Raw genomic sequence first — 19,150 nt, forward strand, 5'->3', positions numbered from 1 at the left:
GGCGCTGTGAGGACTCACAGACTTGATCGCCTCGGACGCGACGGGGCCTGCGGCTTGCCTCTCAGGTGATGCTGAACCACCAGTACGCGATCTGCGCGAGGCCCGACGCGATCGCGAAGATGCCAGGCTGAGCCCACTCGGGGATTCCCCACAGGCTGAGGTCGTCCATCACACCTCCGTCCTCACATCAGGGCCGAGTGGTCCACCGACCATTCTGAAGTCTCCCACGTGGCAATGGGCATCACGCGGGGAACGTCGAGATCGGGGTGACGCGGGCGGATGAGATGCCGGCCGGTAACTCCCCTACGAACCGGAGGCGATCAACAGGCTCAACACCTGCGCGACGAAGTTCCGCCACAAGTCCTCGGCTGACCCCATATCTCACTCCTTCATGCGGTTGTGAGCTGCGTTGTAGGAAAGTTTCTACCCCAATGTGTCGTCGATCGGTCGCTTCGACTCGCACTTCGGACAACCGAGCACGATGAAGTGGCCGCCGAGCGGACTCTCGCCCGGCTCGTCACCCCTCACCTCTGCCGCGACCATCCGGTGTCGTCAGAGGCGACGAAGCCCTCCATCTCCAAGAGCGGCAGCACAGCCCGAACCTGCTCGATCGCGACTCCGGACAGTTCGGACAGCTCCCGGACCCCGCGCGGCCCGACCGCCGGCAACGCCTCGTACACCAGCAGCGCATCCCCCGACAGTGCATCCAGATCGCGGACCACGTCGAGGCCTTCCCGCAGCCCGATCGGCCCGGCCTCCTCCACCACGTCACCGGCATTCGCGACCAACCGCGCCTCACCCTCCCGAATCATCCGATTGCAGCCCATCGACGACGCCGACGTCACCGGACCCGGCACCGCCATCACCGGTCGCCCCAATTTGCGCGCCCAACTCGCCGTGTTGCGCGCACCGCTGCGCCACCCCGCCTCCACCACGACCACCCCGTCGGACAGGCTCGCCACCAACCGATTCCGCGCCAGGAACCGATGCTTCGCCGGTGTAGTGCCCGGCGCGTACTCACTGATCACCGCACCGTTCTGCGCGATTTGCCGCAGCATGCGCGCATGCCCTGCCGGATACGCACGATCCACACCGCACGCCAGCACCGCGACCGTCAGGCCCCCGACACCCAGCGCCGCACGGTGAGCGGCACCATCGACCCCGAACGCGGCACCCGACACGATCGTCCACCCGTCGACGGCGAGATCACCGGAAATCTCGGCAGTCACGTGTTCGCCGTAGCCGCTCGCCGCCCGCGTCCCCACGATCGAGATCGCCCGGTCGGTCAGTTCGTCCACCGGCCGCGAACCGAGCACCCACAACGCCAACGGCGGGCCCTCGTCCCGTGACCGGGACAGATTCCCGAAACCGAGAAGCCGCCACTGCGGCCACTCGTCGTCGTCCGGCGTCACCAGCCGGCCACCCATTCCCGCCACCAGTTCGAGATCGTGTGCGGCGGTATCCACATGCGCCCGGGCAACCGTGCGCTCCCCCAGCATCTCCGCCAGATCCCGCTCCCGCACGGCCCGCGCAGCCTCCTCCGGGCCCACGTCCTCCACGAGACGCGACAGCGCCGGACACGGCCCCTGCACCACCTTCGACAAGTACGCCCACGCCAACCGACGCGGATCCTGAACCCCACTCCGATCTCCTGCACCACTTCGGCTTTCCACCGTCACTGGAAGCTCCGATCACGAAACCCCAAGGCGGTGATCACCTGTTCCGGACCCGGCATGTCGAGTCCTGCCAGATCACTCACCGTCCAGGCGACCCCTAGAGCACATAGATAGCAGTTGTTTCACAAGGCGCAGCACAAGCCGACCGGGAGGTGTCGGACAAGACCCTTAATGTTTCTTCCGTACCGACCACGGGGTCGGTATACGGGCACGACGAGAGGCACGCGCATGACGGCAGCACCATGGACCACCGAACAGGTCGACGGCAAGGTTCGATTCTCGAACGCCACCGGCAGCAAGGCGGTGGCAATCACCATTCAGGGACTCGGGACCGACTTCAACGACGCCGTTCCCCACCCCATCGACAACGGCGAACACTTCGACCTCAAGCTCGACGGCGGTGCCCGCGTGTACCGCATCTTCTGGCTGACCACGGAACCGAACCGTCAGTACCAGTGGGACTACACCCGCTAGACACCACAGAACGGCCCCCGCCTCGACGTGTGAGGCGGGGGCCGTGGCCTGTGTGGACGGGTGCGGGGTCACGCGGCTGCCAAGGCCACCTTGGCGATGCCGAGGGGCTTGTAGACGTCAACCCCGAAACGGCCCTCGCAACGTGCGCGCAGTTGGTTGCGCGAGAAGTCGTCACCGACCGACTCGGACCACTGCACCCGAACACCCTTGTCGACTGCCACAGCCAGAGCCGTGGGGTCGAACAGGACGCCGGTGCCCACCGGAACGGCCGCCGAGACGGCCACGTTGAGGCCCCACAACCGCGTGTCGGCACGATCGACGGGCAGGGACGACCCGAGGTCGGGTGTGCCGTCCTGGCGACGTGAGAGTTCGATTCCCTCCCAGTCGGTCGGGTGCAGAATGATCGACGTCGCGCGGTGGCCGACGGTCTCGATCGCGGTGAGCGCCCGGCGCACCGTGGCGGTGGCGTCGGTGAAGAACGGCACCGACTGGATACCCGAGGTGTTGAGAATGCCCCGGAGGTTGGTGCCGGTGCCGGATCCGCCGATCACCTGCGCCTCGACGGCCAACTGAAGGCCGTACTGCAACTCGGTGGTCACGAACGCGTTGAGTGAACTGTTGTCCTCGAGCCAGTACGAATCCACCGGCTCGGACAGGTGGGCAATGACCTGTAGGCGGCCCTCGATATTGGTCACGCCGTACACCGACGTCGGCTTGACAGCCCCCACGGCGACCGGGGCGGCGTTGTTCGTCCGCGTGGTCTGGCGCAGGTACCCGTACACCGGCGGCCGGGAGTGCACCGGCAGCACGTCGAGGGCACTTGTGCCCACCTTGCCGATCTCGTAAATGGTGTTGTCGAGGGGAATCCCCACGATGGCGTCACCCGAGGCGGCCACGGCCTTGGTCAACGGGTCGGAACCCGCCATTTTCGAGACGATTGCCCGCGTGGTCGCGGCCGACTTGAGGTTGAGGCGCACGCCGGTGTCGAGGGCACCGCCCCGGCCGTGTCCCGCCGTGTCGTCGAACTTGCGCAGGGTGGCGGCCGAATCCACAGCCGCCTTGAGCTTGGTGTCGAGGCCGTCGAGGGCCGTCGACGCCTCGGTGAGCGCGGTCGTCACCGCCCCCGCCTCGTCGCCGAGGGCCGCACCGCCCCCGGCCGCCTTGATCGCGTTGGTGACGTCGTACGCCGCCGTGACGAGCGCCTGTCGGCGGTCGGTGAGCTTGCCGGTGTCCTCGTTGGCCGCCTTGATCGCGGCGCGGAGTGAATCGAGCTTGATACGCATGGTGATCCTTAAGGACTCACGCGCCGATACGGCGCGTTGTGATGGGAGGAGTCCTCACGGGCCGGTTCTACGGTTGGCCGGGATCACCCGACGGGCCGCCTATCCGGTTGGCAAGGGCGAACGGGTCAACGGTTCGGTCTGTCCAGGGGACGCCCGCGTGGCGTTTCCGTTCGCACCCACGAGAGTACAGGGCCGGGGCGTGAGATCAACTGTGGCGCAAGGGTGTTACCCCTAGGGACTAGCGCCAGTACCGTTCGTCCCAACCCCACGACGCCTCACGCGTCATGAGTACCGAACCCTCGTTGGGTACGCCTACCTCGACCATGGCCTGTTCGTCGTCCTGCGCGGCCTCGGGACCGGCCGCACGGCGGTCCGCCTCGGCGTCCACGAGGCCCAATAGGCGCGCCTGTTCGCCCTGCTCGTCGGTGTTACTCATGGTTGCCCTTTCCGGTGGCCCGTGCGGCACCCTCGCGGCCCGTCTTGACCCGGTGGTGTTCGGTGCACAGCGATTGCAGGTTGGTGTAGTCGTACGGCGAAATGTCGGGGTGATCGGCAAGGTTGAGCCGGTGATCGACCTCGTGGGCCAGGCCCTTGCACCCCGGCCACGCACACAACGGGTTCGCCGTGAGGTGGATCATGCGCACCCGCGCCCACCGGCGGCGGTTGAGGGTGGTTCCGGTGCGCCACGCCGACGCCGCGAACGGCGGAAAGCACGCGGGGCACCTGCCGCCCGTCTTGTACGGCTTGTGGCAGCGTGAGCAACGTGACGGTGGCCTCGTGGGCATTGGCCTACGCCTCGTCGTCCTCGACGGGTTTGAGGGCGTCCTCGGGTGAGTCGGCGTCGAAATCCCAGTCGTCGGGCACCGGCGGCTTCTCGGCGTTGACCTCGTTCGACGGCGCAACCCCGAACAGATCCTTGTGGTAGCTCGCGCAGACCCGGCGTGCCCGGTCCTCGCCTATGTGCTTGCCGAGGGCGACGGTGCACCGGCCGTGGTCACCTTGGAATCCCCACGCGATCTTCGCCGCGCCCTCGCCGAGTGTCCAGTACAGCCGCAGGTTGAACGCGTCGACGTCGCGGCCGTCCCCCTCGGCCTTGAGGCTCACGATGCCGAGGGCGGCCATGTCGAACCGCAGGGCCAGGGCGTCGAGGTCGGTCATCGTGACCCCGGTGGGACGTACTTGGGTGCCGGTGGGACGTAGTCGGGCGAGAACGGGTTGTCGTAGTCGCTGGCCGGGGCGTCGGTGGCCGGGGCCTTGGATGCCGCGCCCTCACTCGTGGGGTTGAGACCGAAACCGCTTGCTTGCTGGCGGTACTCGACCAACAACTTGGTGAGTAGGCGCACCTCGGGCCGCTCGATTTTCTTGGTGGTCACGGCCCCCGCAGCGTCCCGAACCTTGACCATCTGGCAAAATCCGTTCTTGCGCAACATCTTTCGTATGCGGACGATATCGGACCATGTTTCGACGAGGTTGATGAGCATTGCCCGGTCCGCCGGTTTGAGCCAACTCCGGATCCCCGAACCGTCCACGAGGCGGTCCCATTCGGCCGACGCCTCGGGAGTGAGGTCGGCAGGCTTGTCGGGAACGCCACGCTCGACGCCGGTCGGTTGGACCTTGCGGCCCCCGGAATCCCGGCCAGGGCTACGGCCGTTGAGTAGCTTGAGTGCCGCCGGTTTCGCTGCTGGCATGTGCCCCTGCCTCGTGTCGTGGGTTGGTGTCGGGGTCCGAGTCGGGGCCGCCGGTGCACGACGGCCCCAACCTCGAATCACCTACCGCAGTGCGCCTCAACGGAAAGGGAAAGACGCACCGTCACTGTACCGCGTTTTGTACCAGGTGGCACGGGGTGCCCGGCCGTGGCACGCAGTGCCAACCGCTAATCGGATCAAGTCCGCCGAGGCCCAATTAGTGGCGGCCCGAGGGCCGGAATCCGGGGGGCATGGCCGCTGAGATGTCGATTCCCGGCCCTGAGAGCCACGCTCACAGCCGTTTTCCCAGGTTGAGCGCGTGTATGCGACCGGAACGAAGGGGTGCACGATCAACTGAGGGCCTTTATGATTCCGACCCCCACCCCCTCGGCGGCACCGAGTGCGGCCACGTGGCACGCAGTGTCACGACGTCGGCCGTGACACTGCGTGCCAACGTTCAGTCGTCGGCGTACTCGGACCGTAGCCACTCGATCACCGAGGCCATGTCCCGGCGGGCCTGTTCTCGGCGTTCGAGCATTCGCCTATCATTGGCATTCTCGCGCTCGTCACGTCGTCGTTTACTGGGCGACAACTTGAGCCGAGTCCGGCGGCGGTACTGGCGCACCGCCTCGTTGACCTCGATCGTCCACGGATCGTCACGCCCTGGCATCGTCACCGCCCTCGTCGGCCTGTGCCGCTGCCTGTTGATCGGCCGCCGCCTGCGTGACGGCCAACGCCTGCCGTAGTTCGTCCTCGACGTTCTCGTACCCGTTGACCTGGCCGATGATGCCGAGGGCTATCTCGGCCAGTGCGTTCATCGTGCGCGCTATGCGCCGTTCCTCTGGTTGCTCGGCCAGTTCCTCGGTGATCGCCACGAACGGCAACGGGTCGCCCCTGTGGGCGGCAACGAGGGCCAGGGCGTACCGAGTGGCGCGCACGTGGTCGACGGGGGTGGTGGTCAAGTGCTTGGACATGGGTGGATCCCTTCGATGGTGGTTACTGCCAGGACAGGTAGTTGGGTGCAAAGGTCATGCGGATACTCGCGCCGGGGCCGCCGCTCACGATGCTGGCCAGGACTGTCGAGGACTCACCGGCCGGTAGGGCGGCGAAATCCCACGTCCGCAGCAACAACCACGCCCGGTTACCGTCCCCGTCGGTGGCGGCCATGCCGTTGGGGTCGGTGACGATCGTGAGGCGTTGGCCGGTGGCCAGGGCCTCGACCTCGGTGACGTGATCGCCCACCCCGACGGTGGCCTGTGCGGGGCCGGTGATCTCCCACGTCGGATACGCCGGAACCTCACCGGGATTGAGGACGGTGGCCGAGGCCAGCGCGTTGGCCCGTGAGATCACGAACGGCGGGGCGGCGTTGGTCGGCCCGTAGTAGTTGCCCCCGCCGGTGTCCGAGTACGGGAAGTCGTACACGACCGGCGCACCCTGCCAGAACGGGTGATCGGCCCCGAGAGTGAGTTCATAGTCGGCGCGGCCGTGTACGTCTCGCATGGGGCCGTCGTCGGTGACGTCCTGTAGTCCCTCGAGACGTCCCCGGAGGGTCCGAGGGCCGTTCGGTGCCGACACGGTGACGAGGGACGACGCCAGGGGTGAGAACGCCCCTTTGAACGTCCGGTCGAGGTCCACCCACGCGGCACCCTTGCGGAACCGGCCGTCGGGGCGGCTCTGCCACGTGTCGGCAACGGTCACCTGTGCCCGCAGGGTCGACGGATCCCACTTGATGCCGCCGACACGTCGCCCCGGTGCCCGCGCCGTCCGGGTGTCCTGGCGGTGGAACGACGGCAACAAGACACCGCCAAGGCCCGCCGTGAGTACGACCCCCTCGGTGCCGTTGACGAGATCGAACACGGTGCCGTTGATCCCGGTGACCTTGATCCCGGTGACGGACTCACTCACTGCGCTCATGGTCGGTCCCTCTCGTTGGTGGGGGCGAAGTGTGGACCCGTGGACCCGTGGACCCTCGACCCCGTGGGATTTGAGTCGATCGGTGGCCACGGCCCTCGAACCGCAAAACCCCAGGTAAATGTATGTATTTATATGAATCACGGGTGAGGCAGAATTAACCGTTTCTCAGACAGACCCCCGTAGGGTCCACGGGTCCACACATCGTCATGAGTCGGCCCCTCGGTCGGCGTTCCACTGATAGGTGGTTGTCTTGGTGTGCGAGTCGGGGCCGTGTGCCACGGCACCCTCATCGACGAGGACCGCCAGGGCCTCGGCGCAGTAGAGCCGCCAAGGGCTACCGGGCTTGCCCGACGCCTTGATATCGCGCGCCGTGAACACCGTCCCCTTGCGCTTGGACAGGTACCCGTGAATCGACACCGCCGCCGCCTCGATTGCCTTATCCCGTGTCGCCCGTTCGCCCTCGGCGCGGTGCACGTCGGCGGCCCCACGGGCCTCGTGTGCGGCCTTGTGGGCTGTGGTGATCGACTTGCGTACCGCCGCCCGCACCCGGTCGCTGTGCTCGAGCAACAGGCCCGCAAGTTCCCAATCGTCATCGGACACGTCGGCGCGGCCGTGCAGGACGGCCACCGCCGCCGCCAGCTTGAGGCGTACGAGGTTGCGGTGCGCGTCGATCCCGGTGAGGGCACCGGCGGCCTCACGCTGTACCGCCCGCCGATCGGCCCGAATCTGTTTCCGCACCGCCTCGGTCACGCCCATGTACACGTACTCGTCGTCGCCCGTGCGCTTCCACGAGGGTGCCGGAATTGGCAACGTGTCCGGCACCCCGTCGTCCTCGTCGGGCACCGCCGGATCGGACGTGGACACCCACACGAGGCGTTGCGGCAGTCCGCCGTCCTCACCCGCAAGCAACGGTTCGGCCCGCTCGGGCTGTACGCCGAACGTCACCGCCGCCCGGTAGGTGAACGCGGCCACCTCGGACCGGCGTTCGACCGACTTGGTGTGTACCCCAAGGGCTTTGCCGTCCCACAGCTTGCGCAGTTCGCTACTCAACGTCGACGATTCACGGCGCATGAGGGCCGTCACTTGGTCGATTTCCGAGAAGTCCACCCACGCCGCCCGCCGGATCGTGACGAGTTTCAACCGCTCGGTGACCTTGCCGGTGTCCTCGTCGGTGTGCGGCACCTTGCGCCAGTCCCGAAACAGCGTGGCCAGGGCCTCACCCGAACCGACGGTGATCGGCGTGAGGGCGTCGTCGACGGTTTGCCCGGCGTCGATTAGGCCGTCGTCCACGGAGGGATCACGAGGCCACGACAGGATCGGCTTACCCCCGCCCCCGGCACTGATCCCCTTACCTGCACCCGAACCCCCGACGAGGGCCACCAGCGAGTTGATCGACGCGTCACCGCCGACAATGGCGGGCAGGCGCACCCACCACGGCGTCAACACGGTGGCGTGGGCCAGGGCCACCAACAGGGCCGACCACGGGCCAACGAGGCGGATCCGGGCCTGTTCGAGAATGTGCGCCGTCACCGGCGAGAACTCGAATACCTGGCGCATCAACTCGGGGTCGTGCGGGTCGGTCGAGGTCACCGGCACGTCGAGGACCGCCTCGGCCACGTCCCATGTCGCTCCCGCCTCGTCCGAGTACGGGATCCCGAGTGCGGTGCACGCGGCGTCGAGGTCACCGTCGTGACGTACGGCGGCCACGTACTGCGCTTTCGAGTAGGTGCCCCCGCCCCGCAACCCGGCGGGTGGGTTGTCGGTCCACACGTGCAACGGGGCGTGTCCGTTGGCGGCGTCGAATCTGCCCTCGGTGCACCCCACCTCGTGGGCGGTGGCCGATTTGCGGCTGTCGTGCGGCCCCGGTGCGGTCCACTCGGGGCAACCGCACGTCGAGACGCGCCCCGACGCCGCCCACCCGTCGGCGGCCAACAAGTCGGCCCACGGTGTCACGGACGCCCACGCGTCGATCGGTGAATTGCCGGTGCGTTCGGCGGCCTTGGCGGTGCGTACGTCGGCCTGTGCGGTGATCCTGGCGTGCAACCACGTCGGCAGGGGACGGATACCCCCGCGCCACGCGTACGGCCCCTCGTCGCGGGACGAGGGCGGCATGAGTACCTGGCGGTTGGCGTAGTACGCCGTCCACCCGTCGACGGTGTACGCGCCGGTGCCCTCGGGCAACTCGACGCCCTCGGGCACGGTGAACCAAAAGTGCCCGCCGTCCTTGTGCACCCACGTTCCCGAGGCGTCACGCTTGCCCGGCGTGTCCACCGTCGGGGTGATCGTCTCCCCGGCCTCGGCGGCGTGAGCGGCTTGGAACGCCTCGACGTCGGCCCCGTTGTCGGCGTCGACCACGACGAGGCGGGACCGGCCGACCTCGACCCCGAGGTTCACCGTGTCGACGCCGTACCGCTTGCCTGCGGCGGCCACGTAGGCGTCGAGGCGGCCCGTATCCGTCGTGGCCAGGTGGACGCCTGCGGACGACCGCACGTTGACCCACCGGGGGTTACCGGCGGCCTTGGCGGCGGCCTGCGCCACCTCGTCGTCCTCGCGGCGTGCCGCAGGTGAGCGCATATCCAACGGGGCCTTGGCGTTCGGCTCGACGAGCACGATGTGCAAACCGGCCTCGGCCAGTGCCCGCACGTACCCCCCGAGGTCCGTCTTATCGCCCGGCGCGCGGGATCCGAGAACGTCGTCGGCGTTCATGACGCCACCGCCTTGGTGCACGTAGCGGCGTGACGGGACTCGAATACCCACCGGTGATCCCGCAGCCAATCGCGTTCCTGCACGATGCTTGCCCACCCGCACTCGGGGCAATCGGGCAGGATCGACCACGGTCTCTTGACGTACGCTTGTGACGTCATCTGAGTTCCTATCTGCTCGGCCTTTGCCTCGGGTTGGTCCCCCGGGGCAGAGGCGTTTCTAGGGGGCCGTAGGCCCTGCCTGGCGGGCAGATGGGGCGTGTCGATCACTGCGGTGGGGTGTGGCCGTAGCTGGCGACGTAACCCCACCACGCGGCCACGATGCCGAGGACGGTGTACGCGGTGATCACGACGCCACCGCCTTGGCCCTGGCTGCAATGAGAACGCGCAGGCGGTCACGTTGAGCCGGAGTGAGCGGCGGGGCCTTGTCGACGACGGCGCGCACGACGGCAGCCATTTCGGGGGTCACTCGGCACCGCCGAGGCCGAACACGCGGTCGACCTCGTTGAGATCGACGCGCACGGTACGAGGACCGAGGCGGTGGCCGGTAAGGGTGCCGTCGGCCACGCGTCGCCACACCGTGGCCTTGCTGGTGTTGAGGTACCGACCGGCCTCGGTGAGCGACACGAGTCGGCGGGTGGGGGCGTTGGTCGCCATTGCGGATTCTCCAAACGAGTCACGGACAGGTAGGCGTTTCCGTGATTTCGTTTGGAGGGCTCTCACCTCGGCACCGTTGGCGTATCAACCTCGAACCGGTGCGCTTGATTCAGACGGTACAGCGGTTACGACTAGACCGCAACTACCGAAATCCGTTGTGTCACTTGATTATGCATCAACGTTGAGCCAATCAATCCCGATCGTGGCGGCGAACGACTCGGCCGTAAACGAGTGGCGGCCACGGCCCAACGGGTGCAACGTGACGGTGACCAGGGCGTCGATCACGGCCCGCTTGCGCGGGGTCGTCAGGTCGGCCCACGCCGCCGCCACGTCGCCACTCGTGACGAGCGGGGCCACGAGGTCGGCGGCCCCGGCGTTGGCCATGTCGGACTCGAGTTCCGCCAAGCGCGTGCGCACGCGGTCGTTGACGGCGCGGAACTGTTCACGGGTCATCGCGTCGTCGGCGTAGTCGATCGCCAGGGCCTTGAGGCGGCGGCGCAGGGTATCGGCCTCGGCGGACAGGTCACGGGTCGATTCCTCGACCTCGGGCGCGAACACCTCGAGGGCGTCGGGACGCGACAACCGTTCGACGATCACGGCCTCGACGTATTCCTCGATCGGATCCGCCTTGCGGGCCAGGTGGCCGGGGCGCTGTCGGCACCGGTACGTCCGATAGTGCCGCCGCGCTCCCCCGGTGTGGACCGAGGCCCCGTCGTTGCACGCCCCGCACCGGGCCACACCGGTGAGTAGAGCCTGCGCGTTGAGCGGTTCCCGCCGCCGGTCGGGTGAGACGAGTACGCGCACCGCCGCCCGCCAGGTGTCCTCGTCGACGATGCCGGGCCACTCGGCGCGGCCCACGACGAACGCCTCGGGGTCCTTGCGAAACGCGCCATTCGACCCCTCGGGGCGGTGGCGGCGCAGGCCCGCGTTGCGTGGGTTGAGTAGGACGTCACGGGCACCCTCGCGCGCCCACGTGTTCGGGGTGCCGTCCCGTTTGTTCTGCGTGGACGACAGGCCCGCCGCGTTCCACGCGCGCGCCACCGCCGTGACCGGTTCCCCCGCCAGGATCGCCGCGTAGCCCTCACGGATTGCGGTGGCCTCGCTCTCACGGATCGTCACCCCGTCGCCCTCGTAACCGAACGCCCGGCGGCCACCCACCCACCGGCCCTGCGTGGCCGCCTGCGCCACCGCCGACCGCTGGCGGGCCGACTTGCGTTCGACCTCACCTTGGCCCACCGACGCCAGGATCCGGGCCACGAGGCGGCCCCCGTCGGTCGAGGTGTCCACACCGTCGGACGTCGTGACGACGGTGACGCCATGAGGCTTGCACCGGTCCATCACGTGTTCGAGTTCGGCCAGCTTGCGTAACAGTCGGTCCATGTGGCGGGCCACGATGACGTCGACGCCGCCCTCGTCGACGAGGCGCAACATGTCCTCGAACCGGGGCCTCGGCTTGCGGGACGTGGCCGAGACGTCGTTGTCGATGAACCACTCGACGATCGTCCACCCACGTTGTGCCGCAAGTGTTTCGACGTCACCGCGTTGGCGGTCGACGCCGTACTCGTTGCCGTCTCGGTCCATGGATTGCCGCAGGTAGGCCGCCACTCTCATAACTGCGATCATACGGTCCAGGCGACTCGCAACGCCCGATCGGCACCTCGGGCCGTGATCAGCCCCTTCCGCAGCGCGCGTTCCACGGGCGCCAGCGCGGGCCGCGCCAACCGGAACTTCTGCCGCAGGGCGGGCCCAGGCACCTCCGCATTGGTGCGCCACCCGTAGTCGCTCCACCGCTCCCCGGCGGCGGCCCGCGCCTCGGCCACCCGCTGCCGGACGTCCTCGGTGCTCTCCCCGACCTCGTCGATGAACGCCCCGGTCGCGACGGCGTGCATCCGCACGCGCAGATCCACGCGGTCCATCAGCGGTCCCGACAGTTTCCCGAGGTAGCGACGCCGCGCAGTGGGTGCGCACACACAGTCGGCTTCCCGTGCGGGCGCGCACGGGCACGGATTGGCCGCGAGGATCAGCTGGAAGCGCGCCGGATAGCGGGCGACCCCGTCCCGTCGCGCGATACGCACCTCCCCGTCCTCGAGTGGGGTCCTCAGGGCTTCGAGCACCTTGGTTCCGATCTCGGCGCACTCGTCGAGAAACAGCACCCCACGGTGAGCGCGACTGACGGCTCCGGGCTTCGCGACACCGCTTCCACCGCCGACGAGCGCGCTCACGGACGCGGTGTGGTGGGGTGCGATGAACGGCGGCACGTCGATGAGGGGACGCTCGGGCGGCAGGAGCCCGGCTACGGAGTGGATTGCCGTCACCTCGAGCGATTCGCTCTCGGTGAGCGGCGGTAGAACTCCGGGAAGTCGTTGCGCCAGCATCGTCTTCCCCACGCCGGGTGGGCCGGTGAGCATCAGGTGGTGCGCACCGGCCGCCGCCACCTCGATGGCCCAGCGTGCCTCGGCCTGACCCACCACCTCGCTCAGATCGGCGCGCACCGGTTGCGCGACCCACTGCACCGGCTCCGGATACTCGAGGTCTCGCTCCTCCCGCAGCCACGCGATCGCCGCCCGCAGGTCGTGCGCGCCGAGCACCTCGACTCCACCGACCAGACCCGCCTCGGGCAGCGACTGCACCGGGACCACCACCGTTGCCCACCCGGCATTCTTCGCCGCGAGCACCGCGGGCAGAATCCCGCGCACCGACCGGAGCCGCCCGTCCAGCGCCAGTTCTCCGAGCAGAACGGTCTCGCGCAGCCGCTGCCGCTTCACCTGCTTGGCTGCATCCAGCACGGCAGCGACGAGCGCGAGATCGTAGACCGACCCGACTTTCGGCAGCGTCGCCGGCGACAGCGCGAGGATCACCTTCGAATCCGGCCACTCCTCGCCCGAATTCGCCACCGCGGCCCTGATCCGGTCCCGGGCCTCCTGCAGTGCGGTGTCCGGCAGCCCGACCAGATGCACAGCCGGAAGCCCGCGGCCGATATCCGCCTCGATCTCGACCAGTTGACCGTCGACCCCGGTCACCGCCACCGAGTGTGCTCGCCCCAGTGCCATCAGAACGCATCCCGGACGTGTTCGATCTGGGGCTGCGGACCGTGTCCGATCATGATCGCGACCACGTCGAACCGCACCCGCGACCAGTGCCGGCCGGAGTCCCGCAACCACTCGACGGCCAGCAGGCGGATCCTGCGCTGTTTCGAGAACGTCACCGCCTCGGCCGGACTGCCGTACCCCAGGCCGCGGCGGGTCTTCACCTCGACGAAGACGAGCCAGTCTCCCTCTGCCGCAATGAGATCGACTTCGCCGTACCGAGATCGCCAGTTCCGGTCGACGATCTCCATGCCCGCCTCGGTGAGATACCGGGCGGCCAGATCCTCCCCATGCGCTCCAAGCGCGAGATTGTGCGCCACAGCAGCCTCCACCCCGTCCCCCGGCGGCCCACCGATGCGAACCGCGCCTCTCGCACCACCGTGCCCGACGCGAATTCCGGAAGATGCCCTCGAACTGGGCGAACGAATTGGGCTGTGCATGAAGCGCACGTTGTGGACAACTCGCCGCTCAGGAGGAAGTGTTCACCCCAAAGGACCAGGCCAGGGCTGTCAAGTCGGTAATCGAACGGTCAGCCGACCGCGGGCATCCAGCGGCGCGCGAGAGACGCTACCCACTCGGCGGCCTCACCGGGATCGTCGGGCGGCGACTCGACGAGGACGAGTTCGTCGACTCCCGCATCGACCAGCGCCTCGACGTCGGCGGGATCCACCTCGCGCAGGGCGACCGCCAGGCGCAGCTCCTCGGGGTCACGCCCCGCGTCCCGGCACAGTGCCTTCATCTTCTGGATCCGTTCGGAGACGGCCGCGACGCCGTCCAGGTTGAACCCGTACCAGCCGTCGCCCCATGCCGCGACCCGGCGGAGCGCCGCGTCGCTGTTGCCGCCGAGCACGACCGGAATCCGGCGATCGCGCACGGGTTTCGGATTGACCCGCACCGAATCGACGCGGACGAACTCACCCTCGAACGTCGCGACGTCGTCACGCCACAACGTGCGCATCGCCGCGACGTATTCGGCGGCCCGCTCGCCACGGCCCTCGAACGGAATACCGAGCGCCGCGAATTCTTCCCTGGACCAGCCGATGCCGACACCGAGCGTCAGCCGGCCACCACTCATCAGATCCAACGTCGCCGCCTGCTTGGCCATCATGACGGGATTGTGTTCGGGCAGCAGCAACACACCGGTGGCCACGCCGATCGTGTGGGTGGCAGCGGCGGCGAAGCTCAGCCCGATCATCGGGTCGAGCCAATCCGCGACGGCGGGGACCGCGATCCGGCCGTCGTCCGCGTACGGATACCGCGACTCCGACCGGTCCACCATCACGACGTGCTCGCCGGCCCACAGCGTGGCGAATCCGCTGTTTTCGGCGGCAACTGCAACCGAGTCGATCACCGCGCGACGAGCGCCGGTACCGATCCCGAGTGCGTGCAACCCGAGGCGCATCGGCCGATCGTCTCACAGTTGCCCGGCCGAAGTGGCTGACTTCCGGGACGCGCGCTCCTAGCCGCGGACGTCGAGGCTGCGGGCGTAGTGCTCCTTGAACACCTCGAGGTGCGTCCAGGTCTCCAAGGCCATCACACCGTCGATCGTCCGGATGTGCTCGGCGAGGGAGTAGAGGTCACCCGACGAATCGGCGGCGACCGTGCCGATCAGGTCGAATCTGCCGAGCGTCCGCGCCAGGAACTCGATACCCGGCAGGGCCTCGATCTGCGCGCACGCCTCCCGGTCCCGCGATCCGAGGCTGACACCGATGCCCATCGCGAGGGTTCTGCCGCCGCCGCGGCGCTTCACGACCGCTCCGACGCGCAACGCGGTGCTGTCGATCAGATGGTTCACTCGATTCCGTGCCGCACTGGGCGAGAGCCCGGTGCGCTCGGCCAGTTCCAGAAACGGCATCCGTCCGTTCCGTTCCAGCAACTCGATGAGCGCGACGTCTTTCGCGTCCAGTCGAACGTCGGCCCGTAACGCGCTCTTGGGCATGAAGATTCCCTTGATGACATCGGCGTAGAACAGCGTGTTGACGGTGCGGACACCGGGTTCCGCACGGATCGTGGCGATGGCGTCGTAGAGGTCCCGCTGACTGGGGACGCGCAGTTCGGCGATGATGTTGTACTGCCCGCTCACGGCGGAAATGTAGACGGCCGCCTCCGACGCGCCGAGCGCCTCGGCCACCGGACCCACCGGCCCCGACACGGCGACGGACACGTGTGCCATCGCCTTGAGGCCCAGCAACTCGGGGTGGGCGACGGCAACGACACTCACCGTGCCGGTGTCGAGCAGTGTCTGCACGCGCGTGGACACCGCGGCGCGGGGTGCGCCCACGGTCGCGGCGAGCTCCCGATAGGTCGCGCGACCATTCGACTGCAACGCCGCGATGAGCTTGGAATCCAGTTCGACACTCATGATGCCCCGAAGTTTCTCGATTTCTTTCTGCACTCCCGACAGAGAAGAAGAATCGCACACATCACCAGATTCTGCGAATCAGTGCGGATCTGCTTTAGAAGCCGAACACATTCGCCGCACAACACAGGATCCGAAACTTTGATGTATTGCGCAGCCCCTGGTCACGGCGTAATTTCCCTCCCAACCGGAACGTGACCCACACCACCATTTCGAAGGATCCCCATGCGCAAGTTGTTTCACCACGAGGCGTCCCCGCTCGACGCCACCGCCACCGTCTTCACCGGTGGCACGCTCCGCACCGTGGACGCAGACACCGAGGGCGCCGAGGCCTTCCTCGTCTACGGCAATCGGTTCGCCGCCGTCGGCACCGTCGCGGAATGTCGTGAGGAGGCGCGGCGGATCGGCACCCGGACCACGGACGTCATCGATCTCGCCGGCGCGACCGTCGTGCCCGGGTTCGTCGATCCGCACGCCCACCCCCTGATGTACGGCCAGATGCTCAGCTGGGTGGACTGCGGACCCGAGAAGGCGCACACCATTCCCGAGATCGTCGCGCTTCTGCAGGAGGCGGCCCGGAACCAGCCTGCGGGGATACCCGTGCGCGGGTACGGCTACGAGCACCGCAACCTCGTCGAGGGCCGTCACCCCACGAAGGAGGAACTCGACCGGGTCGGTACCGACCGCGAGGTGTACCTGATGAACGCCAGCGGCCACGGCGGCGTCGTCAACACCTTCACCCTCGAACTCCACGGCGTCACCCGCGACACCCCGAATCCGCCCGGCGGCGAGTTCTTCCGCGACGCGGACGGCGAACTGACCGGAGAACTGTCCGACGCCGCCTGCAACATCCTCACCGGCGTCAACGGCGTCAAGGTCGGTCATCACGGCCCGAACTTCCACCTCGAGGACGAACCCGAGGAGCATCTGCGGCAGCTCTCCGTGGCGCAGGAGAAGTTCCTGGAGGGCGGCGTCACCACGATCGGCGACTGCCAGGTGACGCGGCGCGAATTCGACATGTACCTGCGCCTGGCGGAGCAGGGCCGGCTCGAGACCCGCGTGAGCATGTACCTGCTCAGCCACCTGCTCGATCACGCGCTCGACACCGGATTGCACGGTGCGTTCGGCAACTCACGACTCGCGTTCGGGGGGATCAAGTTCTACGCCGACGGCACTCTCGGCGGATGGACCGCGTATTTCCCGGACGGGTACGTGGGCGACCCGTGCCGGACCGGACAGCTCTATCACGAGCCCGCCGACTACGCGGCGCTGATCGCGAAGGCACACGCCGTCGGCCTGCAGACGGCGACCCACGCGCAGTCGCCGACCGCGATCGACATGGTCCTCGACGCGATCGAGGCCGCGCAGAACGCGCATCCCGACGCCGATGCCCGCCACCGCATCGAGCACTGCGGATTGCCGACCCCCGAGCAGATCACGCGGATGCACACACTCGGTGTGTACCCCGTCAACCAGCCGCAGCACTACTACAACTGGGGCGAGGGCGTGACCGCGGCCATCGGCACCCCGGGTGAGCGTTTCAATCCCCTGGGCGAATTCGTCGAGGCCGACGTGCCGGTCACGATCAGTTCCGACGCGCCCGTCGCCGAGCCCAAACCACTCGAGGCGATCCAGGCCGCCGTCACCCGCATCACCCGGCAGGGACATCAACTCGGCTCGAACGCGTTGCGACTGACCGCCGCGCAGGCCCTCACCGCGCACACACTGAACGGGGCCCGCGCACTCGGACGGGAATCCGAGCTCGGCAGCATCTCCCCCGGCAAGCGCGCCGATTTCGTGGTTCTCGGCGCCGACCCTCTCACCGTCGACCCGCACGCCATCGCCGACATCGAGGTCCGGGAAACCTGGATCGACGGCGAATTGGCGCATTCCACCCGCAGCGACCTATTCTCGACCACTGCAACCACCGAGGATCAGTCATGAGTCACGACATTCAGATCGCGAAGGCCCGCAAGGCGGGTTTCGCGGCCTTCGTCGGCACCACCATCGAGTGGTACGACTTCTACGTGTACGCCACGGCGGCGGCCCTGGTGTTCGGTGAGATCTTCTTCCCCTCCGACACCGACCGCCTGACCGGCATCGCCGCCGCGTTCGCCACCTACGCGGTGGGCTTCTTCGCCCGCCCACTCGGCGGCATCGTCTTCGGACACGTCGGCGACCGGGTCGGCCGACGGACGGCGCTCGTCGTGACGCTCACCCTGATGGGCGCGGGCACGTTCCTGATCGGCGCACTCCCGACATACGCGCAGATCGGGTTCTGGGCGCCGCTGCTGCTCGTGATGCTGCGCTTCGTGCAGGGCTTCGCGGTGGGCGGCGAATGGGGCGGCGCCGTGCTGATGGCCGTCGAACACGCGCCGGAGGACAAGAAGACGTTCTACGGCGGATTCGCACAGCTGGGTAACCCCGCCGGCGCGCTTCTCGCCACCGGGTTCTTCAGTGTCCTCTCGACCTTCGGCGACGACGCCCTGCGGGACTGGGCGTGGCGGCTGCCGTTCCTGTGCTCGGCGCTGTTGATCGGTGTGGGGCTGCTGGTGCGACTGAAGGTGGAGGAATCTCCCGTCTTCGAGTCCGAGGTGCAGACGGGGACCGAACCCGAAGCGCTGCCGCTGAAGTACGCCATCGTCACCAACTGGCGCCCGATCCTGCTCGGGATGGGCATCCTGCCCGTCGCGGTGGGTGGCTACTACCTCGTGACGACATTCATCACGGCGTACGCCACCGACCCGGACGTCGGGCTGTCCGAAACGCTCGTCCTCAACGCGCTCAGCGTCGCCGCGGTGGTGGAGCTGATCGCCACGCTCGGGGTGGCGTGGCTCGGCGACAAGGTCGGCCGGATCCGCGTGGTGATCTACGGGTTGCTGGCCGTCGCGGTGCTCGCGGCACCACAGTTCCTGGTCCTGAAGTCCGGGTCGGTGGTCCTGATCTTCCTGACGTTCGCCGTCATGCGGCTCGTCCTGGCCGCGACGTACGGTCCGATCGCGGCGGTTCTGTCGCAGATGTTCCGGCCGCAGGCCCGGTACACCAGCATCTCTCTCGCCTACCAGGGCGCGGGCGCGATCTTCGGTGGACTGTCGCCGTTGGTGTCCACGCTCATGTACCAGGCCACCGGCAGCGTGTGGCCGGTGATCGGCCTCCTGATCGGAATGTGCGCGGTCAGCATTCTCTGCCTGCTCGTAGCGCCGCAGCACGTCGATCACGTCGACGGCGAGTCCGAACAATCGGTGGGCGACCTGGGCGCCGCCCGGGCTCCGGCCTCGAGCTGACAACCCCGTGACGGGAAGGGCCGGTGCTGC

General features: G+C 68.1%; 19 protein-coding genes and 1 pseudogene. 3 read left to right on the forward strand and 17 right to left on the reverse strand.

The window, feature by feature from the left end:
* Positions 1 to 524: 524 nt before the first annotated feature.
* A complete protein-coding gene (dprA, locus tag WKC72_RS27535) occupies positions 525 to 1,619 on the reverse strand; it encodes a DNA-processing protein DprA (protein ID WP_112299367.1) in 1,095 nt (364 codons plus the stop codon).
* A 285-nt stretch (positions 1,620 to 1,904) separates the two neighbouring features.
* On the opposite strand from dprA, the gene WKC72_RS27540 reads away from it, so the two are divergent.
* A complete protein-coding gene (locus tag WKC72_RS27540) occupies positions 1,905 to 2,150 on the forward strand; it encodes a hypothetical protein (RefSeq protein ID WP_370180418.1) in 246 nt (81 codons plus the stop codon).
* 68 nt (positions 2,151 to 2,218) lie between these two features.
* Here WKC72_RS27540 and WKC72_RS27545 read toward each other — a convergent pair whose 3' ends face one another.
* The 16 genes and pseudogenes from WKC72_RS27545 to WKC72_RS27620 form a co-directional block, all read right to left on the reverse strand.
* Entirely contained in the window at positions 2,219 to 3,433 is a 1,215-nt protein-coding gene (locus WKC72_RS27545; RefSeq protein WP_370180419.1) for a phage major capsid protein, read from the reverse strand.
* 238 nt (positions 3,434 to 3,671) lie between these two features.
* Positions 3,672 to 3,869, reverse strand: coding sequence for a hypothetical protein (locus tag WKC72_RS27550; RefSeq protein ID WP_370180420.1), 198 nt, complete (start codon positions 3,867 to 3,869; stop codon positions 3,672 to 3,674).
* A complete protein-coding gene (locus WKC72_RS27555) occupies positions 3,862 to 4,218 on the reverse strand; it encodes an HNH endonuclease signature motif containing protein (RefSeq protein ID WP_370180421.1) in 357 nt (118 codons plus the stop codon). Before WKC72_RS27555 ends, WKC72_RS27550 begins: the two co-directional genes overlap by 8 nt.
* 4 nt (positions 4,219 to 4,222) lie before the next feature.
* Positions 4,223 to 4,591: a hypothetical protein gene (locus WKC72_RS27560; protein ID WP_370180422.1), complete on the reverse strand. Its 369-nt coding sequence runs from the start codon at positions 4,589 to 4,591 to the stop codon at positions 4,223 to 4,225.
* The gene (locus tag WKC72_RS27565; RefSeq protein ID WP_370180423.1) at positions 4,588 to 5,121 is read right to left on the reverse strand and encodes a P27 family phage terminase small subunit; all 534 of its coding nucleotides are present in this window, start codon (positions 5,119 to 5,121) and stop codon (positions 4,588 to 4,590) included. The genes WKC72_RS27560 and WKC72_RS27565 overlap by 4 nt, the downstream gene beginning before the upstream one ends.
* A 454-nt stretch (positions 5,122 to 5,575) precedes the next feature.
* On the reverse strand, positions 5,576 to 5,788 hold the full coding sequence (locus WKC72_RS27570) for a hypothetical protein (protein ID WP_370180424.1): 213 nt from the start codon (positions 5,786 to 5,788) through the stop codon (positions 5,576 to 5,578).
* A complete protein-coding gene (locus tag WKC72_RS27575) occupies positions 5,775 to 6,092 on the reverse strand; it encodes a hypothetical protein (protein WP_370180425.1) in 318 nt (105 codons plus the stop codon). The genes WKC72_RS27570 and WKC72_RS27575 overlap by 14 nt, the downstream gene beginning before the upstream one ends.
* 22 nt (positions 6,093 to 6,114) lie before the next feature.
* A complete protein-coding gene (locus tag WKC72_RS27580; protein WP_370180426.1) occupies positions 6,115 to 7,032 on the reverse strand; it encodes a hypothetical protein in 918 nt (305 codons plus the stop codon).
* Positions 7,033 to 7,236: 204 nt separating this feature from the next.
* Positions 7,237 to 9,738, reverse strand: a complete 2,502-nt coding sequence (locus WKC72_RS27585; protein ID WP_370180427.1) for a bifunctional DNA primase/polymerase — start codon at positions 9,736 to 9,738, stop codon at positions 7,237 to 7,239.
* A 342-nt stretch (positions 9,739 to 10,080) separates the two neighbouring features.
* Positions 10,081 to 10,203, reverse strand: a complete 123-nt coding sequence (locus WKC72_RS27590) for a hypothetical protein (RefSeq protein WP_370180428.1) — start codon at positions 10,201 to 10,203, stop codon at positions 10,081 to 10,083.
* Positions 10,200 to 10,391, reverse strand: coding sequence for a helix-turn-helix transcriptional regulator (locus WKC72_RS27595; protein WP_370180429.1), 192 nt, complete (start codon positions 10,389 to 10,391; stop codon positions 10,200 to 10,202). The genes WKC72_RS27590 and WKC72_RS27595 overlap by 4 nt, the downstream gene beginning before the upstream one ends.
* A 168-nt stretch (positions 10,392 to 10,559) precedes the next feature.
* Complete coding sequence (locus WKC72_RS27600) at positions 10,560 to 12,002, reverse strand: recombinase family protein (RefSeq protein WP_370180430.1); 1,443 nt, start codon at positions 12,000 to 12,002, stop codon at positions 10,560 to 10,562.
* An 11-nt stretch (positions 12,003 to 12,013) separates the two neighbouring features.
* A pseudogene (locus WKC72_RS27605) lies at positions 12,014 to 13,441 on the reverse strand (YifB family Mg chelatase-like AAA ATPase); the annotation flags it as partial.
* Positions 13,441 to 13,797, reverse strand: a complete 357-nt coding sequence (locus WKC72_RS27610) for a YraN family protein (RefSeq protein ID WP_005259362.1) — start codon at positions 13,795 to 13,797, stop codon at positions 13,441 to 13,443. The pseudogene WKC72_RS27605 and the gene WKC72_RS27610, both read right to left, overlap by 1 nt.
* A 209-nt stretch (positions 13,798 to 14,006) precedes the next feature.
* A complete protein-coding gene (locus WKC72_RS27615; protein ID WP_128638946.1) occupies positions 14,007 to 14,879 on the reverse strand; it encodes an LLM class F420-dependent oxidoreductase in 873 nt (290 codons plus the stop codon).
* 57 nt (positions 14,880 to 14,936) lie between these two features.
* A complete protein-coding gene (locus WKC72_RS27620; protein WP_128638947.1) occupies positions 14,937 to 15,839 on the reverse strand; it encodes an Lrp/AsnC family transcriptional regulator in 903 nt (300 codons plus the stop codon).
* Positions 15,840 to 16,061: 222 nt separating this feature from the next.
* Between WKC72_RS27620 and WKC72_RS27625 the strand changes: the two genes are divergently transcribed.
* Positions 16,062 to 17,780: an amidohydrolase gene (locus WKC72_RS27625; RefSeq protein ID WP_128638948.1), complete on the forward strand. Its 1,719-nt coding sequence runs from the start codon at positions 16,062 to 16,064 to the stop codon at positions 17,778 to 17,780.
* A complete protein-coding gene (locus tag WKC72_RS27630; RefSeq protein WP_112299372.1) occupies positions 17,777 to 19,120 on the forward strand; it encodes an MFS transporter in 1,344 nt (447 codons plus the stop codon). The genes WKC72_RS27625 and WKC72_RS27630 overlap by 4 nt, the downstream gene beginning before the upstream one ends.
* Positions 19,121 to 19,150 lie beyond the last annotated feature (30 nt).

Origin of the sequence: Rhodococcus wratislaviensis, from assembly GCF_041228765.1 — a bacterium.
GTDB classification, from domain to species: domain Bacteria; phylum Actinomycetota; class Actinomycetes; order Mycobacteriales; family Mycobacteriaceae; genus Rhodococcus_F; species Rhodococcus_F wratislaviensis.